Source organism: Rickettsia koreansis, assembly GCF_046532895.1.
Taxonomy (GTDB): Bacteria; Pseudomonadota; Alphaproteobacteria; order Rickettsiales; family Rickettsiaceae; genus Rickettsia; species Rickettsia rickettsii.
Map to the genome: position 1 here is coordinate 774,751 of NZ_WHLZ01000001.1, position 18,119 is coordinate 792,869.

An 18,119-nucleotide genomic window follows, 5' to 3' on the forward strand; every position below is an offset into this window, starting at 1 on the left:
ATTTTTAGAACCAGCAGAAAGCACTGCATGAGTTATAAAAGCAATAACCGATAAAGTCGAATGTTCTTTTAAAAATCTCGCTGCTTTTACGATTGTTTCTCCACTATCTATAATATCATCAATTAATATGCAATTTTTGCCCTCTACACTACCTGTTATTGATATCATCTCGCAATTATTATTTATATCCCTTTCTTTGTTTATATAAGCTGAATCTATATTTAGTAAATTACTAATTTTTTGAACTCGAGTGATACTTCCTTTATCAGGTGTAACTATAACGAAATTGCTATAAGTTCTTAAAAACGGGATATATAAATTTATAGGTTCAAGATTAGAAACAGGAATATTAAAAAATTTCTCTATTTTATCGGAGTGTAAATCAATAAATTACATGGTTTACTCCGAGCGTCTCTAAAAAATCTGCTATTAACTTAGCAGGAATTATATTTTGAGAATTTATATTATCTTGCCTTGCATAACCAAAAATAAGGCATTACTAAAATTATTCGATTTGCTCCCGCTTTTTTTGCTACATCTACTAGCAAAAACAACTCAATTAAGCGATCATTAACGGATTTTGATGTGGATTGTACTATGATTATATCTTCACTATGAAACGATTTTTGAATTTCTACTTTTATTTCGGAATCATTGAAATAGGTAATTTTCGGCTCAATATATTTAATATATAATGCTATAGCTAAACGCGTTGCAAGTAACTTATTACTACTGCCTGCTAAGATTTTCATGTGAATGATTTATGTTGTTCAACGCTATTAGCGAGCGGGCTTTGTTGCGTGGATATCTAATAGTCATTGCGAGCAGTCGTAGACTGCGTGGCAATCTCATACAATAATAACAAACTCCTGAGATTGCGTCGTCAATTGCTATGCAATTTCCTCGCAATGACGACGAGGTGTCTACGCAACAATACCTCCTCACAATGACGATTTAAGATGACAGTGAAATAAGCTTAAGAACGACTTTCTAATTTTTGTATTAGTGCCTTAAAGCCTTGATTTTTTAAAGTATCGGTAAACTCGTCTTGTTGAGCTCCAATAAGACTTACACCTTCCGTAATTATATCAGAAACTTTAAAAACGTCTTTTCCGTTTCCTTTCATTTCACGTACAAGATATTCTACTTTAATAGGGTCTTGCTCTTTATTACTAATGATATTCATAGCAACCATAAAATCGGTTGAGCTTAAAGGACGAACTCCTACTATTTTAGGCTGTTTGCCTTTATAATCTTTTATTAAATCAGTATAAGATTTAGTAACATATTTAGAGTAAACTTTGATGAATTCCTGAACCTGCCCACCTGATAAAGTTTTTATCCCATTTCTGCCTAATGTATATTTAGCCATCCAATCAAAATCTAGGTTCTGAGACATTAACTCACGTGCTTTAGCAATTTTTACTCGCTCAGATAATTTACTATCGTTTAATATACTAGAAGCTTCATTTACTAAATTAGTAACGTAACTGTTCAAACCGGCAGGCACTTTTTCATTAGAATAAGCGGAAAACGTCATCACTAATAAAAATAAACCTGTAATAATTTTTTGCATATAATCCTCTTTAATTTCATTAATTCTTGGGTTTAGGACATTTAAAATTTTCAGGATATTGAACCGATGCTTCACGAGCACGATGTAATGCTGATCTAATAGCCAAATAAGGATCGGTAGAATTCTTCATCACATAATCACTAAACGGTAATACAACATATCGATCGTTTATTTTACTAACTGCTAGTACTCCTAAGTCAAAATCATTATGAGTGTAGTACATTAATGGATTAAGAGCATAATTAGTAATTACCGAATCCGTCATATCTCTTGCGTTAGTACTACCGATTATCGGCAATACTAAATAAGGACCTGGGGCAACTCCATAATGTGCGAGGGTACTACCGAAAGTTTGACGATCAGACGGCAAACCTACTTTACCTGCTACGTCAAATAAACCGCCTATGCCAAGCGTAGTGTTAATGAGAAACCGCCAAACGCTTTTCATAGTTTTATCGTAATTTAACTGAAGCCCGTAATTTACCGCAGTAAGCGGTGTATCGACATTACTGACGAAACTATTAACGCGTGCTTTTACGTAATCATTCGTGATGTTCTTATAACCTATCGCTAAAGGACGCAATATTATATAATCTAACACAGAATTAAATACAAACACTTTACGGTTAAATTTTTCATATGGATCATAAACTTCCACGCAACCGTTTTCATTGCTTCCACCATTATATTTATATATGTCATTATCAACATATTCAAGATCAGCTCTTATCGATAATGAACATAAAATAATGGATAATATAATTAATATTCTCATTGATTTATGCTGTTTTCTTACAAAGAATAATACTATATTTATTGTTTTCCGCTAGTATTATTTCTTCCGAAGTTAATATGGTAAAATTATGTTGTTGTAAAAAATTATTTATTTCATTCAAGTTAAAAATAAATTCTTTGCGTTTTACTGAAAATTGTGTCTTCGTCGCATTCGGTAAACAAAGGGCAAAATACCCTTGTTTATTAAGAGATGAGTATATTAAATTAAAATATTCCATTAAATTGTTAGTAAATGATAATCCGCAAAAACTAAAAATAATATCAAATTTATTAGAGTTTTGTTTTAAAAATTCATCGATAGCAATATTATATATTTGATCGTAAATTTTAGTGTTCGGGTAATATGTTTCTTGTAACTTATTCATTAAAGCAGAAACTTCTACACCGGTTAAAGTAAAACGTTCCGGAAAACGTTTTTGTATTTCATAACCTACAAGCCCTATATTACTTCCAAGTTCCAAAATAGAGTAATTATCCGGTAAATCAGATATCTGCTTAAGTGCTTCATTAACAAACCTATACGGAAGATGGATATTTTTATCGTTATTAAAAATAGTAGGATAATATTGTGCAGTTAAATCACGATATTTTCCACAAATTTCTTGAGGTATTTCAATAATATCCTTATAATTTTTCAAAAAATTTATAAATATAGTTTTATATTTTTCATTAGATTTTTCTAAATATTCTATAGCTTGCCTGTAATTATTTTTTAAAAAATAAACCCATCCGAGTTGAGAATATACTTTAGAATCATTAGGGTTAAAAAATTTATCGACTAGTTTAAACCTAAGTAATGCATCATTTAAATTACCTCTATATAAATGATCGAGTCCAAGTTGATAATTAGTTTCGGTTAAACGAGAGAATTTATATTTACAATCACTTATATAATTTTTAAATTCTAAAATTTTATTCTTAATAAAATTCGGTACATTTATTATAGTTAAGCAATAATGTTTGATTTTGTCTTTTATTTTACCGAGCATAGTTTAATTACTAAATTAATATTACTTACTATAATAAAGCATATATTGATAAATTTTTAAATAAAATAATAATTTTACTTGTAAATTAATGGCATTGAAGCTAGGATGTACATGTTATATGTACATCAGTAGGTAGCTCATGAACTCAATTAGCGGCACTTCATTTAGAAAAAACTTAAGCTCTGTACTAAATACCGTAGAAAACGATCATGTCCCTTATCTTATTAAAAGAAAGAATCATAAGAATATTATTCTTTTAACCGAAGAAGAATATGAATCTACAAAAGAAACATTATATTTATTATCTAATCTGGCTAATGCAAATCGAATAAAAAAATCTATCGAACAAGCAAAAAGAGGAGAGTTTGCTAAAGTTAATTTAGATGATTGAGATTGAGTGGACACTAGAAGCAGCGAAGGATTTAGTGTATTGGAAAAAATACGATATTAAAAAATATGAACGTATTAAAATTCTAATAAAAAATATCCAAGAAGCATCGTTTACAGGTATAGGTAAGCCCGAACCTTTAAAACATATATTATCAGGTTTATGGTCACGTAGAATTAACCACGAACATAGACTAATATATTCTGTCAATACTAAACAAATTATAATATATAATTGTAGATTTCATTATAAGAATTAATATTTATTTCTTGAAATTACCGATTTTACTATAGCTTTCATTTAATACGGACTCAAATTATGTCAATTATTTCTACGAGGCTAAGTTCTATAAAACCATCGCCGACCCTTGCAGTCGTTAAAAAAACTCTTGAACTTAAAAAAGCGGGAGTTGATATTATCACACTCGGTGCCGGTGAGCCTGATTTTGATACGCCTGACAATATTAAGGAAGCGGCGATTAAAGCGATTAAAGACGGCTTTACTAAATATACTAACGTTGAGGGTATGCCTCTTTTAAGGCAAGCAATAAAAGACAAATTCAAACGTGAAAATAATATAGATTACGAACTTGATGAAATAATAGTAAGCACCGGCGGTAAGCAAGTTATATATAATTTGTTTATGGCATCTTTAGACCAAGGGGATGAGGTAATTATTCCAGCACCCTATTGGGTTTCATATCCTGATATGGTTGCACTTAGCACAGGAACACCTGTTTTTGTAAATTGCGGAATTGAAAATAACTTTAAATTAAGTGCAGAAGCTTTAGAACGTTCAATTACGGATAAAACTAAGTGGCTTATTATTAACTCACCTAGTAATCCAACAGGTGCAAGCTATAATTTTGAAGAACTAGAAAATATTGCTAAAGTTTTAAGAAAATATTCACATGTAAACGTAATGTCCGATGATATTTACGAGCATATTACTTTTGACGATTTTAAATTTTATACATTAGCCCAAATAGCACCTGATTTAAAAAAGAGAATATTTACCGTAAACGGAGTATCTAAAGCTTATTCTATGACGGGTTGGCGTATAGGATACGGTGTAGGCTCTAAAGCTTTGATTAAAGCAATGACTATTATTCAGTCGCAAAGTACTTCAAACCCTTGTTCAATAAGTCAAATGGCTGCTATTGAAGCATTAAACGGTCCTCAAGATTATATAAAGCCTAATGCTTTAAATTGTCAAAAAAAGCGTGATCTTGCTTTATCAATTTTGAAAAGAGTAAAATATTTTGAATGCTATAAGCCGGAAGGAGCGTTTTACTTATTTGTTAAATGCGATAAAATATTTGGGCATAAAACTAAATCAGGAACAATTATTGCAAATAGTAATGATTTTGCCGAATATTTACTTGAAGAAGCAAAAGTTGCCGTAGTACCTGGTATCGCTTTCGGCTTAGAGGGATATTTTAGAATTTCTTATGCTACTTCTATGGAAGAGCTAGAAAAAGCTTGTATTAGAATTGAGAGAACAATCGATGTCATTCCTGCTTAAGGCTTTGCATGGATACCACATCGTCATTGCGAGCAGCCATAGGCTGCGTGACAATCTCGTTAAATATCCTGAGACTGCTTCGTCACTTACTTCGTAATTTCCTCGCAATGACGGAAAAGTTAAAAAGCCACCTAAACCAACAAAAAAATAATGCGGAAAGTTTTTAAAAAATTTTTAAAAAATAATAAATACGTACTTAGTATAATTACTATTTTACTATATTGGTATTTGCGTTTTGTTTACTTTACTTCAAAGCAGAAATTTATATTTTACGATAACGGCAATAAGGAAAAATTCCTAAACGAACAAGGGGTAATCTTTGCATTTTGGCATAATATGCTTGCCTTAAGTCCGGCTATGTTTATAGGACATAGAAATCTCTATGCTTTAATATCACCGCATTTAGACGGAAAAATTTTAAACAATCTAGTAGGAAAATTCGGTTGCAGAGTGATAGTAGGTTCTACTAATAAAAATCCAATTGGAGCTTTACGTAATATTATAGGTAAGTTATCTCAAGGTGCAAATATAATAGTCACGCCGGACGGTCCTAAAGGACCGGTATATAAAGTAAATAGCGGTATTACCGAAATTGCCTATAGATATAACACAAAACTTATTACTATAGTCAGCTCCACTTCTAGATGTTTCAGATTAAAAAGTTGGGATAAATTAATAATACCCCTACCGTTTGGTACCATTAAAATCATAGTTGGCTTGCCTTTAGAACTCACAAATGATAAAATACAAAACCATATAAGCCTTGAAAAACAATTAGCAAGCTTAACAGAGAGTTTAAAGCAATGATGTTATTATATTATGCTTTAAGCTTTATATTATTACCTGTTTATTTTATCATAATTCTTATACGTTTGTTAATAGGTAAAGAAGATATAAGACGCATACAAGAGCGTTTTGCTATTGGCAAACACAGACAAGACGATTTATTAGACTTCGTGCAAACGTCCGCTAATAAAGAGGAATTTAAAGGAGACACTTCACTGCGAACCACAGCGTATACACTAATACGTGAGGATGAAGGGTTAGGACCGACGTATAAATTACCTTTAGAAGCAAGTTATACACGAAGGCTGATATGGATTCATGCAGCAAGCGTTGGCGAGTCTATGGTAGCTTTAACATTAATACATAATATAAATAAACGCTACCCGGACGTTCGTTTTCTAGTCACTTCTTGGACTAACAGCTCCGCTAAAATATTAACTACCAAATTACCTAAAATAGCAGTTCACCAATTTTTACCGATAGATAATATTATTTTTACTCGAAAATTTTTAAGAAATTGGCAACCTGATTTAGGCATTTTTATAGAATCGGAATTATGGCCGTGTACTATTAATGAGGGAGCAAAGCAGTGTAAATTACTACTAGTTAATGCTCGTATTTCCGATCAATCGTTTAAAGCTTGGCTAAAAAGAAAAAGCTTTTTTCAGCTTATTCTCAAAAATTGCAGTAAAATTATCGTGCAAAGCGAGCGTGACTTACAAAAATTCAATGAACTTGGCGTATCAGATGCAGTGAATTTAGGCAATATTAAATTTGCCAACGAAAAACTTCCGGTCAATCAAGAAGAGTTATCAAAATTAAGCTTACATTTAGACAATAGGCGAGTCGTGCTATTTGCCAGCACTCACCCCGAAGATGAAGAGGTGATTTTGCCTATAATCAAAAACCTAAAAGAGCAGTTTTTAGACTGCTATATTATCTTAATTCCAAGACATCCTGAGCGAGTTAAATCAATTATCGATAATTGTAAGTCACATAATTTATCCGCTACCGCTAAGTCGCAAAATGATTTACCTGTTTTAAGCGATGATCTTTATATAGTTGATAGGTTCGGCGAAATGGGACTATTTTTTTCTGTATCTACAATTTCTTTTATCGGCGGTTCTTTTAAACAAGGCGGGCATAATATTTTAGAAGCAGCATATTTCTCTAATTGTATTATGTTCGGTCCTGATATGAGCAAAAACACCGATATCGCTAAAGGCGTACTGCAAAATGAAGCAGCTATCCAAATCAAAAATGGTGAAGATTTACTAATTAAACTAACATATCTACTCAGGTCTAATAATGCTCTAGAACTTACAGCTTACCGCGAAAATGCTTTAAAATTTGTTAAGGACAACCAAAAAGTCCTAGATGAATATTTAAAAGTAATTACGAAGTTTCTTTGATAGAATTTAACTAAAAACTCTTATTCTCCTAAAAGCTCTATAGTAAATTCAGGATCTACGTGACTGATTTCTATACTTCCGTTATTTTCTAGTATTTTCTTATTCAAATACCTATAATACCACTACTTATAGGCAAAGAACATAATTCACCTTTATAAACGGTTAAGGCCGGATACCATTAGTTATGAAAAATTATAGTGGGTTTGGCAACGATAACTTATTTAATTTTCCGTCTCTACCGTAATGTATCTTTAAAAAAGCAGGATCTGCTTTAAGCATGTTTGTCCCATCAGAATATTTTAAAATTAGCGAAATATCAAAAGTATCTTCTGTAGTATCAGGGACAATCATGCTTCTAAATTCTTTAATCTTAACTATACACTTGTTATTCAATCTTAATGTTAAGGAAGCTTCAATTGTCTCTTCCAACACAATACCGCACTTATAACCGTTTTCGGTTTTAAATTCTTTTTGAACAACTTTACGCTTAGTAGGTTCAGAAAATATAAATTTTTCCTTACCATTACTGTTAAAATCACTTCCTGGACCGACGACTTCTATTGTACCGGTTGTCACTTTATAAGCGTTTGAAAGGGTTTTAGCTCCAATCTTTGTACTATCTACCAGTTTTTTTCCGTATATTTTAGCCTTTTCTCTTTTAGAGGTAGGAGTATTAGGGGGAGTTTACTCTAAAGGATCTACAGGATGAGTTGTCATCGACTGAGTGGGAGTACTCGTATTACCTCGAGACGAAGGATGCTTTGTTATATAAGTTATTTTACTTTCGGCATCAGTACCGAGTACTGCTATTTGTCCACTTCCTATCTTATAGGCGTTTTCTATAATTTTACTTCCTGTGACGGTAACTTTTACTGCCCCTTCTACTGCTTTATAACATGCATCACCGACACTATAATAACTCCAAGTAATTCGGCATCATTATCACTATAATTAGCTTGTCTCCTACGATGCTCTTTGACAGCATAAATTTGTGCAGCATATTCCTCTTTTGTCCTTGACATAAAACGCTCTTCATTTAAACTAATAATAATAATTAATGTAAGATTTTCTATTATTAAGTCAATATAAATCTTTTATTATAAAGTAAAAAACCGAAAATTATTTATTAATAGATAGTTGATTGTAGTTAGAGAGATATTATAAATACGAGTTTAGAATAAGCACTTATCCTAAATTCGCCTTTGTTTGCTTTGAAAAGGTGTGAGTGAGTATTCACGAGTTTTTTACTGTCACCTAGTTCAATTGACCACGGGAAGGTATTATTGCGTGGATAGAAAAACGCATTCGGTGTCATACCGTGGTTTGACCACGGTATTCATAAAAATAACTAATACTAGTTGTTTTTATATTTTTACTGGATCCTGCGATCAAGTCGCGGGATGACAGGATAGAATTGTGTCTGCGCAACAACACATGCTTGCAATGACGATTTGGTATCCACGCGGGAATGACATTGAAGCTATGAAACAAGCCCATTAACCTTGCGTAATGGCAGCTACTTCATCGGCAAAGTTTTTTTCTTCGTATTCTATACCTTCACCAAGTTCGTATCTAATAAATTTGGCGATTTTAATTTCTGCACCGAGTTCTTTTTCAGCATTTTTAATTACTTCCGCAACGGTAAGTTTAGGTTCAAATAAGAAATTTTGCTGAAGCAATACAACTTCCGAGAAGAATTTACGTATTCTACCTTCTACCATTTTTTCTATAATATTATCAGGCTTTCCTTCTTCTTTAGATTTTTCAAAAAATACTTTTCTCTCACGCTCTACGAGTGCTTGATCCAAGCTTGAATCATCTATACTTTGCGGGTTATTTCCTGCTACATGAACAGCAATTTGTTTAGCTAAAGCTTCTAGTTTTGCTTTATCTTTTGCGTTAGACGCAAGACCTACTAATACGGAAATTTTTCCTAAATTCGGTACAACTTCATTATGCACGTACGAACCGATTGCTCCTTCAGATATCTCTAATATATCCATACGACGTAATGTTAAATTTTCACCGATTGTAGCGATATTTTCTATAATTTCTTCTTCAACTGATTTACCACTTTGCATTTTAAATGTTTTTAGCGTGTCTATAGTTTTTGCAATTACTGCAAGATTTGCAATATCCTTAACTAGATCCTGAAACTGCTCATTTCTAGCAACAAAATCCGTTTCGGAATTTACTTCAATTACCACTCCGGTAAGCCCATCAACTTTTGCAGCCGTTAAACCTTCAGAAGCAATGCGTCCGGCTTTCTTTGCAGCAGCCGCTAAACCTTTCTTACGAAGAAAATCAATAGCTTCTTCAAAATTACCGCTGGTTTCTATTAATGCTTTTTTGCAGTCCATCATACCTGCACCAGTTTTTTCTCTTAATTCTTTAACCGCTGCAGCACTTATATTTATTTCACTCATACCTTACTTTCTCCTTAATTATTATATTTGGCTTGGGTTGTAGCTCGAAGAACGACCTCGGTGTCACCCCGTGGCTTGCTCCTGGGGTCCATAAAAACAATTTAAAATACTAATATTAGTATTTTAAGCTGGATCCCGCGATCAAGTCGCGGGATAACAATGGAAAAGCCGATCCATGCAACAACACTTATGCATTATAAGAATTTTTATTTTCATCGGTATCATTTAATGCTTGCTCAAATTCTGTATTTGTCTCTTCATCAATATTTTTCGTTTTAGAGAATTTTTTAGCTTGTTTTAATTTAGAAACATTTTTAGAAGTTAACGCCTTATCTGTATGCTCTTGCATAGCACCCATATCAACTCCTGAAGCTTTCATTGATTCTTCAAGTCCTTGTAATGCCGCATCTGCAAATAAACTACAATAAAGTCTTATTGATCTTATAGAATCATCATTACCCGGAATCGGATAATCTACATTATCAGGATTAGAATTAGTATCAACTACTGCAACTATAGGAACATTAAGTTTTACCGCTTCATTAATTGCGATATGCTCTTTATTAGTGTCAATAACTACTAGAAGATCAGGTTTAGAATTAAGATTTCTAATACCGGCAAGAGATAGAAGTAATTTATCTTTCTTACGACTCATATCGAGTATCTCTTTCTTAGTATAACCCATAAGTGCTTCTTCGTTTTCTAAGGTTTTGTCTAACTTATTTAGCTTTTCTATTGAACCCGCAATAGTTTTCCAGTTAGTTAGCATACCACCAAGCCATCTATGATTTACGTAATACTGCCCGCATTTTTCGGCATATTCCGCTATAATATCGCTTGCCTGTATTTTAGTACTTACAAATAATATTTTACCGTCTTTTTTTACGGTTTCATATATTGCATTCAAAGCAACGTTCATTAAAGCGACACTTTGTCTTAAATCGATTATATGAACATCATCACGTTCACCATATATGTAAGATGCCATTTTAGGATTCCAACGTGAGGTCTTGTGACCGAAATGCACGCCCGCATCTAATAATGCTTTAATGTTAACAGATGGTATTTTTGACATTTTTAAATTCTCCTAATTGTTAGTTTATACCTCCGTAAGATGTCCATTCTAATGAACTAACATATATCTTACGTGTGAATTTTTTACTTAAGTTTTGGATAATCGTCATTGCGAGCAGCCGTAGGCTGCGTGGCAATCTCATCAAATATCCTGTGAGATTGCTTCGTCAATTATTACATAATTTCCTCGCAATGACAACTTACAAGCCTATAATTATATACGCATATTGCGTAATTTACAAGCTTTTATTCTTTTCGCCAAGTAGTAGTACCATCAGGTTGATCTTCTAGAATTATTTTTTCCTCTAATAACTGGTTACGAATTTGATCGGCTAATAACCAATTTTTTTGTTTTTTTGCTTCCAAACGCTTATTTACAAGCTCATTTATATAGAGTTTATCCACACCGCTATTAAACCACTCGTGTGGAGTCTTATTCATTAAACCAATAAAATTAGCACAAGTAATAATAGCAGAGGCGTTAAGCTGCCTTTCTTCTTCAGTTTTAGAAATAAAAACAGCTTTAGCGTAGTCATTAATGATTTTAACGGCACGCGGCGTATTTATATCATCAAGTAAGCTTTGCATGAAATCATGAGGTAAATCTATTTTCTGCACATTAATATTTTCTATAGCTCTATACCAATAATCTAAAGTTTTCTTAGCATCTTCTATAGCTTTATCATTATAATCAAGAGGACGCCTATAGTGACTACTTAATAAAAATAACCTTACTACTTCTCCTTGAATTTGCTTATCCATTAAATCCCTTACGGTAATAAAATTACCAAGAGATTTACTCATTTTCTCACCGTTAACCGTTAGAAACCCATTATGTACCCAATATTTAGCATAGGTAGAATTTGGAAAAGCACATCTACTTTGAGCAATCTCATTGGTATGATGCGGAAAGATTAAATCTGCTCCGCCGCCGTGAATATCAAAATTCTCACCTAAATATTTGTAGCTCATGGCTGAACATTCAATATGCCATCCAGGGCGACCAAGTCCCCAGGGGCTTTCAAAATTCATATTTGCCGATTCATTTTGCTTTGCCGGTTTCCATAATACAAAATCTTGTGGATTTTTTTTGGTTTTACTATTTTCTACATGCACTCCCTCAAACATTTCTTCTAAATTGCGGTTAGATAATTCCGTATAATTTGGCGCTGATAAAACATCAAAATAAACATGATTATCAGCAATATATGCGTGATCTTTTGCTATTAAGCGTTCTATTATTGCGATCATTACATCAATATGCTTTGTAGCTTTCGGCTCAATACTAGGTAGCATACAACCTAAATATGCCATATTTTTATGAAACTCTTTCGTAACTTTATCAGTCAACTCATCAATAGTAACACCAAGTAGTGCAGCTCTATCGATAATTTTATCGTCAACATCCGTAATGTTACGTACATATTTTACTGCCTTCTCACCGAATATTTTTATAACTATACGATAAAGTAAATCATATACTACTCCCGACCTACTATTGCCTATATGAGGATTATCATAAACAGTCGGTCCACATACATACATTTTTACGTTAGCTTGATCTTGAGGATTAAAAACCTCCTTAGTACGGCTAAGAGTGTTATATAAGTGAAATTGAATTTGCATATTTTATTTACCAAAAACTGAAGTACATTTCTTTCAAAAGTATTATTACATACTCCTTTTGAAAAAAGTTTAAAATTTGGAGTATACATTAGCATGTGATATATTAAACACATTTTGGCTAGAAAATTCATTGGTTAACAAAAATTAGTAATTAATATGTTTACATAGGTTAACAAAAATTATATGATTCGCCTCGTTTGTATTTAAAAAATAATAACTAATCGAGGTTTGAATGAATTTACAAAATTCCCACTCAAAAAAATATGTTTTAACTTTTTTCATGTCAACATGTTTGTTGACTAGTAGCTTTTTAAGTACAAGTGCTAGAGCGGCAAGCTTTAAAGATTTAGTTAGTAAAATCCCGGCATGGGAAAAGCACAATTCAACACAGCAACAAAATATTTGGAAAGATTTGACTCCAAATGAAAAAATCAAAAAATGGCAAGAAGCAGATTTAGTTCCTAGTTTTACTCAAGCACAAGATGATCTAGGAATAAAGTATAAGGAAACAGATTTATCAAGTTTTTTATATAATACTAGACATAAAGCAAGACAAGCAAGAACTGAAATTTTATTATACATCGAAAGAGTAAAACAACAGGATTTTGATACAAAAAAACAAGAATATATTAATCAAGATGTAGTTCCTACAGATATAGAAGCAGCAACAAATCTTGGAATAAGTTATGACCCTAGCAAAATAGACAATAATGTAGAACACAATCAAAAGGTACGTCGTGCAGAAAAAGACAAAAAAGCAATAATCGAACTATATATCAACTCAATAAACAGAGATATTAAATACAAACATTATGTTGATAATGATATTATCCCTGAAATGCAAGAAGTAAGGACTGTTCTTAACATGAATAAAGATGATGCAGAATCTTTTGTTGCTTCAATAAGAACTGAAATTATGGAAAACGCAAAGGGACAATATATAGCCGATAGCCATATTCCTACAGAAAAAGAGTTAAAAAAGAGGTTTGGTATATCTCGTGATGATAATAGAGACGGCTATATTAAGTCAATAAGACTTAAAGTTATGGACAAAGAAAAGCCACAATATATAGTCGATAGCCATATTCCTACAGAAAAAGAACTAGAGCAGAAATTTGGTGCTGATAAAGGTGAGGCAACAAACTATATCGCATCAATAGCAACTCAGATGATGCTTGGTAAAAAATCGTACTATATAGATAATAATATTATCCCTAACGCTGACGAATTAATGAATGAATTTAAGATAGGGGCAGTAAAAGCAAATTCTTATATAGACCAAATAAGAGCCGGAATAGCAGCAAACCAGTTGCTAAACAACAATGATACTACTAACCCATCTGCCGGACGCTCTCAAAAAAAGAGCGGAAGCCAAAACGACTATAATGATAGATTAAATAATACAGAAACATCTTCAGGGATTATCATGGGTAGACAAAAGAAACAAAAATATTTTTTTGATCCTATAGGTACTTTTAAAAGGCACTTTAATACTAAAGCAAGTAAGGGTAAATTAACGCCGTCTCAACACAATCTAAATAGGATAATACAACAAGAAGAAAATATTGAAGACTTTAAAAATCTTATTAAAACAGATCCTATAGCAGCATTAACTCTTCAAGTAGATAGTATTTATAAACAAGAAGCAGTAACGGCTATCTTAAGTGATTTTAATGATGATACTATTCAAAGGGTATTATTTAGCAATGATAAGGGACAATTAGATTTCAATACCAATATTGACGTTAAAAATAGACCTATTTTAAAAGAATTATTAGAAAATAGTTCTTCTGAAGAAAAAACTATATTTGCTGAAAGAATTCAAGACTATGCAACACGAAATATATCTAATAGTCAATTTGAAGAAAAGGCACGATTAGATCTTATCAAACTAGCAGCAAGTAAAGATAAGAGTTCAGTAGAAAACTTTTTAACTCTGCAATTAGAGTTAAAAAACAGAATACAACCCTACATTGTAAAAAGCGTCTATATTTTAACACCAGAAATAGTAAAAGAAATAAATATAGAACTAAAAAATAAAGGGCTAATAAGAGATAGTTTAACTAAAGACGATATGATAAAACTAGCCAAAGAAGTAAATAACCACACATTAAATTCAGTAATTAAAGTAATATTATCTGATAGTAAACTCAGCGATGAAACCAATAAAATTTTAGGGTTAGCAGTAGGTAATAATGCAAATAATTTAGAACAAACACAAAGCGGCATTCCGAATCCACCACCTCTACCGTTAAATGGAAGCATACCACCCCCACCACCTCTACCGCTAAATGGAAGCATGCCACCCCCACCACCTCCCTTAAATTTTCAAGGCTTTAGTAGCAACTCTAACCATTTTGATTTAAATCAGTTACAAGCAGAATATCCTCACATACATTCATTATATATTCAGTTTACTCGCAATACTACTGTTCAATCAAAAGCACTACTTCAACCTACAGCTTCTAGTGCAACCAGCACAGACAGAAGCACGCCAGATACAGCTTATGCCAAACTATATGCAGAATATAGAACTGAGACAGGAGGTACAAAAGCTAATGATTTACAAGATCAGCTTATAAAAAGACAAGCTGATCTTACAAATGTTATACGTCAAATATTAACAGAATCATACGCCAACCAAGGAGCTGACGAGAAAACTCTTGTAAATTTATTTAGCATTTCAACCCCTGAAATCGCAGAAAAAGCTAAAGAAGCTTTTAACACCCTTGTTCAAGACCAGTATATAAAAGATATAACCGTAAATGGTAAGAAAACAATAACAAGTGAAGAGATAATTACAAATCTTTTCAATGAAGACACTGATGATGCAGTAAAACGTATTTTATTATCGTCATGTAAAATATCTGAAGAATTAAAGAGACCTATTAAACTTGAATTCAATAAATCAGAATTGATGAGAGAGTTACAGAGCAAACAAGATCTGTTTGAACAATTAGCATTTGCCTATACTAATGCAAAAAACTTCGATCAAGATATATTTGGCAATAAAGTCGAAGAGTTAATTAACAACCCTAATATATTAACTATAGTACAACAAGCTCATTTTTTAATAACAGCAGATACAGACTTAAGAAAAATAATTAATTCTGATCAAGCACAGGCTAAACTTGATGATTTAAGAACAGCTATTTTAAACACAATAAAATTTGAAGAATTAATTACAGCAAAATTACCTCACAATGAGTTTATTACTATAGTAAAGGAAAAAGCCCCCGAATTATTAAAAGAGCTTTTAAAAGCTTCTACTATCACACTAACAGGTAATTTAGATCAATTAAGATCAGCTTTGCCTTCATTTACAGACATGAGCAATGAACAAATAAGCATTCTTGCTAGTAAATTAAAGGGGCCTATAATATTACAAGCTATTAAAGAGTGCTCACAAGAAAAAGCTAAAAAACCAATCCATACCGGAAATATACCACCACCACCGCCACTGCCTGATTCACAAGATTGGGAATTAGCTTATCTAAAAAGTTTAGGGATTACTCAATTCAATACAAATACATCTACTTTTAAAACAACTCCAAAAATTTATCACTTTAGCTCCGATATAGCTTTAAGATATGAAGAATTTACTTTATCAGGACATAAAGCAGCAGGACATAAAGCAAAATACTCCGATGCCGATTTATTAAAAAAAGCTATAGTGGAATCAGTAGCATTTGAGCATTCAAAAAATTTATCTAAAGCTCATCAAAATAATAAGTATTTTGAAAAAATCCAAGAAGCAGTCGACACTATGCACTCTAGCTTTATAGGTCCTAGAACTGAAATAGGACAAAAAATACATAATATTTATACACAGCTATTGACAAAATATCCAGAAGAAGCGGTAAAAGAGGCATTTAATACTGCTCACTCTGATTTTATAGGTCCTAGAACTGAAATAGGGCAAGAAGTACATGATATTTATACTTCTCAACTTTTAGAGTTAGCAAAAGATAAAGAATTGTTTCTATTTGTTAAACAAGTACTAGCAGAGTCTACTGAACTAGAACAAAAATATGGTAGTGATATTCAATCAGAAAATAGTAACAATGAAAAGAAAATAGGACGTTTAGATTCGAAAAAATTACGATTATTCCAACAAGAAAACAAAGCTACAAATGACGAATCCTCAACAAAGGATTATACACAACCTGAAGATAGCAATAAAAAGTCAGAGCAATCTGATTCAAAGTCAGAGCAATCTGATTCAACAACCGCTTTATCACCGAGATTATTGAGTTCTAACGATAGCAACAATGATAAATCATCAGATGACAAAAAATCACTTCTAGCATTAAGATCTAGTGATGAAGACGATGAAGGGTATGCAACTGATGAAGAAGAATTAGAAGAAAGCAATAGCACCACTGACAATAGCACCACTGACGAAGAATTAAAAAAAGATATAGTTTTAGAAAGCGAAGATGAAGCTATCGATGTGTCATTCAAAACTGAAGCAATTACAGAACAAGATGAGGCGACACAGAGACAACAGGTATCTGATGATACTAGTAGTGGGAAAGCAGCAATATTAGTTAAGGCGACTTCAACTCTTCACAAACCTGTTCACTATAATATAAGTGATAGATTAAAGGTTACTGCAATAGGGGCCGGTGATGAAGAAACTAGTATAAACAGAGGGGTATGGATTAGCGGCTTATACAGCATCAACAAACAAAGCACTTGGAAGAATATTCCAAAATATCAAAATCGTATAACCGGCATAACTATCGGGACTGATGCTGAATTCATCAATAGTCATGATGTTATAGGAATAGCTTATAGCCGTTTGGAATCCCAAATTAAATATAATAAAAAACTAGGGAAAACAGTAGTTAACGGTCATCTTTTAAGCATTTACGGTCTAAAAAAACTAATTAAAGGTTTCTCATTGCAGGCTATAACATCTTACGGTCATAATTATATTAAGAATAGATCTAAAAGTATTAATAATATAATTGGAAAATATCAAAACAATAATTTAAGTTTTCAAACTTTATTACATTATCAATATCGTACAAAATACGATTTACATTTTATTCCTAATATCGGTTTTCAATATGATTATTCAAGAGCTAGCAACTATAAAGAGTATAATGTAGATATAGAAAATCTCATGATTCAAAAGAAATCAAATCAATTATTTGAAAGTAGCCTTGGCGGTAAAATAATGTTTAAGCCTATAGTGACCAAAAACAATATAGTATTAACACCAAGTTTGTATGGTAATATTGAGTATCACTTCAATAATAAAAATACAAAAGTTAATGCAAAAGCGACTTTTAAAGGACAAACATTACAAGAAACAATTATTACACTAAAACAACCTAAGCTTGGATATAATATCGGTAGTAATATACTTATGAGTAGAAAAAATATCAATGTTCTACTTGAGTATAATTATTATACGCATAGAAAGTATCAAAGCCATCAAGGACTTATTAAACTAAAAGTCAATTTGTAAATCACCAATAGAAAATTTAAATAAGGATAAGCTTTGCCTAAGAG

The 18,119-nt window shown here is 32.1% G+C and carries 15 protein-coding genes and 1 pseudogene; 6 read left to right on the forward strand and 10 right to left on the reverse strand.

The features are described from left to right. Positions 1-54: 54 nt before the first annotated feature. The 5 genes and pseudogenes from prs to GCO76_RS04325 form a co-directional block, all read right to left on the reverse strand. Positions 55-387 (reverse strand): annotated as a pseudogene (gene prs / locus GCO76_RS04305) (ribose-phosphate diphosphokinase); the annotation flags it as partial. A gap of 77 nt (positions 388-464) precedes the next feature. Continuing rightward, positions 465-752 (reverse strand): ribose-phosphate pyrophosphokinase-like domain-containing protein, encoded by a 288-nt coding sequence (locus tag GCO76_RS04310; RefSeq protein ID WP_410956279.1) that lies wholly within the window; start codon positions 750-752, stop codon positions 465-467. 224 nt (positions 753-976) lie between these two features. Next, the gene (locus tag GCO76_RS04315; RefSeq protein WP_014013841.1) at positions 977-1,576 is read right to left on the reverse strand and encodes an MlaC/ttg2D family ABC transporter substrate-binding protein; all 600 of its coding nucleotides are present in this window, start codon (positions 1,574-1,576) and stop codon (positions 977-979) included. 19 nt (positions 1,577-1,595) lie between these two features. Further along, positions 1,596-2,351, reverse strand: coding sequence for an MlaA family lipoprotein (locus GCO76_RS04320; RefSeq protein ID WP_410956280.1), 756 nt, complete (start codon positions 2,349-2,351; stop codon positions 1,596-1,598). A gap of 4 nt (positions 2,352-2,355) precedes the next feature. Further along, positions 2,356-3,360, reverse strand: a complete 1,005-nt coding sequence (locus tag GCO76_RS04325; RefSeq protein WP_410956281.1) for a methyltransferase domain-containing protein — start codon at positions 3,358-3,360, stop codon at positions 2,356-2,358. Between the two features lie 139 nt (positions 3,361-3,499). Here GCO76_RS04325 and GCO76_RS04330 point away from each other — a divergent pair, with 139 nt between their 5' ends. The 5 genes from GCO76_RS04330 to waaA all read left to right on the forward strand — a co-directional run bounded on the left by GCO76_RS04330 (position 3,500) and on the right by waaA (position 7,470). Next, positions 3,500-3,751: a type II toxin-antitoxin system Phd/YefM family antitoxin gene (locus GCO76_RS04330; protein WP_014013838.1), complete on the forward strand. Its 252-nt coding sequence runs from the start codon at positions 3,500-3,502 to the stop codon at positions 3,749-3,751. After that, the gene (locus tag GCO76_RS04335; RefSeq protein ID WP_410956282.1) at positions 3,744-4,007 is read left to right on the forward strand and encodes a Txe/YoeB family addiction module toxin; all 264 of its coding nucleotides are present in this window, start codon (positions 3,744-3,746) and stop codon (positions 4,005-4,007) included. The genes GCO76_RS04330 and GCO76_RS04335 overlap by 8 nt, the downstream gene beginning before the upstream one ends. 59 nt (positions 4,008-4,066) lie before the next feature. Beyond that, positions 4,067-5,272 carry a pyridoxal phosphate-dependent aminotransferase gene (locus GCO76_RS04340; RefSeq protein ID WP_410956283.1) on the forward strand — a complete coding sequence of 402 codons (1,206 nt, stop codon included), beginning with the start codon at positions 4,067-4,069 and terminating at the stop codon, positions 5,270-5,272. 150 nt (positions 5,273-5,422) lie between these two features. Next, positions 5,423-6,079, forward strand: a complete 657-nt coding sequence (locus GCO76_RS04345) for a lysophospholipid acyltransferase family protein (protein WP_410956284.1) — start codon at positions 5,423-5,425, stop codon at positions 6,077-6,079. Beyond that, positions 6,076-7,470 (forward strand): lipid IV(A) 3-deoxy-D-manno-octulosonic acid transferase, encoded by a 1,395-nt coding sequence (waaA, locus tag GCO76_RS04350; protein ID WP_410956285.1) that lies wholly within the window; start codon positions 6,076-6,078, stop codon positions 7,468-7,470. Before GCO76_RS04345 ends, waaA begins: the two co-directional genes overlap by 4 nt. 192 nt (positions 7,471-7,662) lie before the next feature. On the opposite strand, the gene GCO76_RS04355 is transcribed toward waaA, so the two are convergent. The 5 genes from GCO76_RS04355 to cysS form a co-directional block, all read right to left on the reverse strand. Continuing rightward, on the reverse strand, positions 7,663-8,046 hold the full coding sequence (locus GCO76_RS04355; protein ID WP_410956286.1) for a hypothetical protein: 384 nt from the start codon (positions 8,044-8,046) through the stop codon (positions 7,663-7,665). A gap of 305 nt (positions 8,047-8,351) precedes the next feature. After that, complete coding sequence (locus GCO76_RS04360; protein ID WP_410956287.1) at positions 8,352-8,492, reverse strand: hypothetical protein; 141 nt, start codon at positions 8,490-8,492, stop codon at positions 8,352-8,354. A 474-nt stretch (positions 8,493-8,966) separates the two neighbouring features. Then, positions 8,967-9,896, reverse strand: a complete 930-nt coding sequence (gene tsf, locus GCO76_RS04365; RefSeq protein WP_103897337.1) for a translation elongation factor Ts — start codon at positions 9,894-9,896, stop codon at positions 8,967-8,969. 187 nt (positions 9,897-10,083) lie between these two features. Continuing rightward, a complete protein-coding gene (gene rpsB / locus GCO76_RS04370) occupies positions 10,084-10,971 on the reverse strand; it encodes a 30S ribosomal protein S2 (protein WP_410956288.1) in 888 nt (295 codons plus the stop codon). Positions 10,972-11,216: 245 nt separating this feature from the next. Beyond that, positions 11,217-12,596 (reverse strand): cysteine--tRNA ligase, encoded by a 1,380-nt coding sequence (gene cysS / locus GCO76_RS04375; protein ID WP_410956289.1) that lies wholly within the window; start codon positions 12,594-12,596, stop codon positions 11,217-11,219. Between the two features lie 232 nt (positions 12,597-12,828). Between cysS and GCO76_RS04380 the strand changes: the two genes are divergently transcribed. Then, on the forward strand, positions 12,829-18,075 hold the full coding sequence (locus tag GCO76_RS04380; protein WP_410956290.1) for an autotransporter domain-containing protein: 5,247 nt from the start codon (positions 12,829-12,831) through the stop codon (positions 18,073-18,075). The last annotated feature ends 44 nt before the right edge of the window (positions 18,076-18,119 follow it).

Coding starts and splice junctions, on each gene's coding strand:
- cysS (WP_410956289.1), bottom strand. CDS start 12,596: ATGCAAATTCAATTTCACTTATATAACACTCTTAGCCGTACTAAGGAG.
- GCO76_RS04340 (WP_410956283.1), top strand. CDS start 4,067: ATGTCAATTATTTCTACGAGGCTAAGTTCTATAAAACCATCGCCGACC.
- GCO76_RS04315 (WP_014013841.1), bottom strand. CDS start 1,576: ATGCAAAAAATTATTACAGGTTTATTTTTATTAGTGATGACGTTTTCC.
- tsf (WP_103897337.1), bottom strand. CDS start 9,896: ATGAGTGAAATAAATATAAGTGCTGCAGCGGTTAAAGAATTAAGAGAA.
- GCO76_RS04325 (WP_410956281.1), bottom strand. CDS start 3,360: ATGCTCGGTAAAATAAAAGACAAAATCAAACATTATTGCTTAACTATA.
- GCO76_RS04380 (WP_410956290.1), top strand. CDS start 12,829: ATGAATTTACAAAATTCCCACTCAAAAAAATATGTTTTAACTTTTTTC.
- GCO76_RS04310 (WP_410956279.1), bottom strand. CDS start 752: ATGAAAATCTTAGCAGGCAGTAGTAATAAGTTACTTGCAACGCGTTTA.
- GCO76_RS04345 (WP_410956284.1), top strand. CDS start 5,423: ATGCGGAAAGTTTTTAAAAAATTTTTAAAAAATAATAAATACGTACTT.
- waaA (WP_410956285.1), top strand. CDS start 6,076: ATGATGTTATTATATTATGCTTTAAGCTTTATATTATTACCTGTTTAT.
- rpsB (WP_410956288.1), bottom strand. CDS start 10,971: ATGTCAAAAATACCATCTGTTAACATTAAAGCATTATTAGATGCGGGC.
- GCO76_RS04360 (WP_410956287.1), bottom strand. CDS start 8,492: ATGTCAAGGACAAAAGAGGAATATGCTGCACAAATTTATGCTGTCAAA.
- GCO76_RS04335 (WP_410956282.1), top strand. CDS start 3,744: ATGATTGAGATTGAGTGGACACTAGAAGCAGCGAAGGATTTAGTGTAT.
- GCO76_RS04320 (WP_410956280.1), bottom strand. CDS start 2,351: ATGAGAATATTAATTATATTATCCATTATTTTATGTTCATTATCGATA.
- GCO76_RS04330 (WP_014013838.1), top strand. CDS start 3,500: ATGAACTCAATTAGCGGCACTTCATTTAGAAAAAACTTAAGCTCTGTA.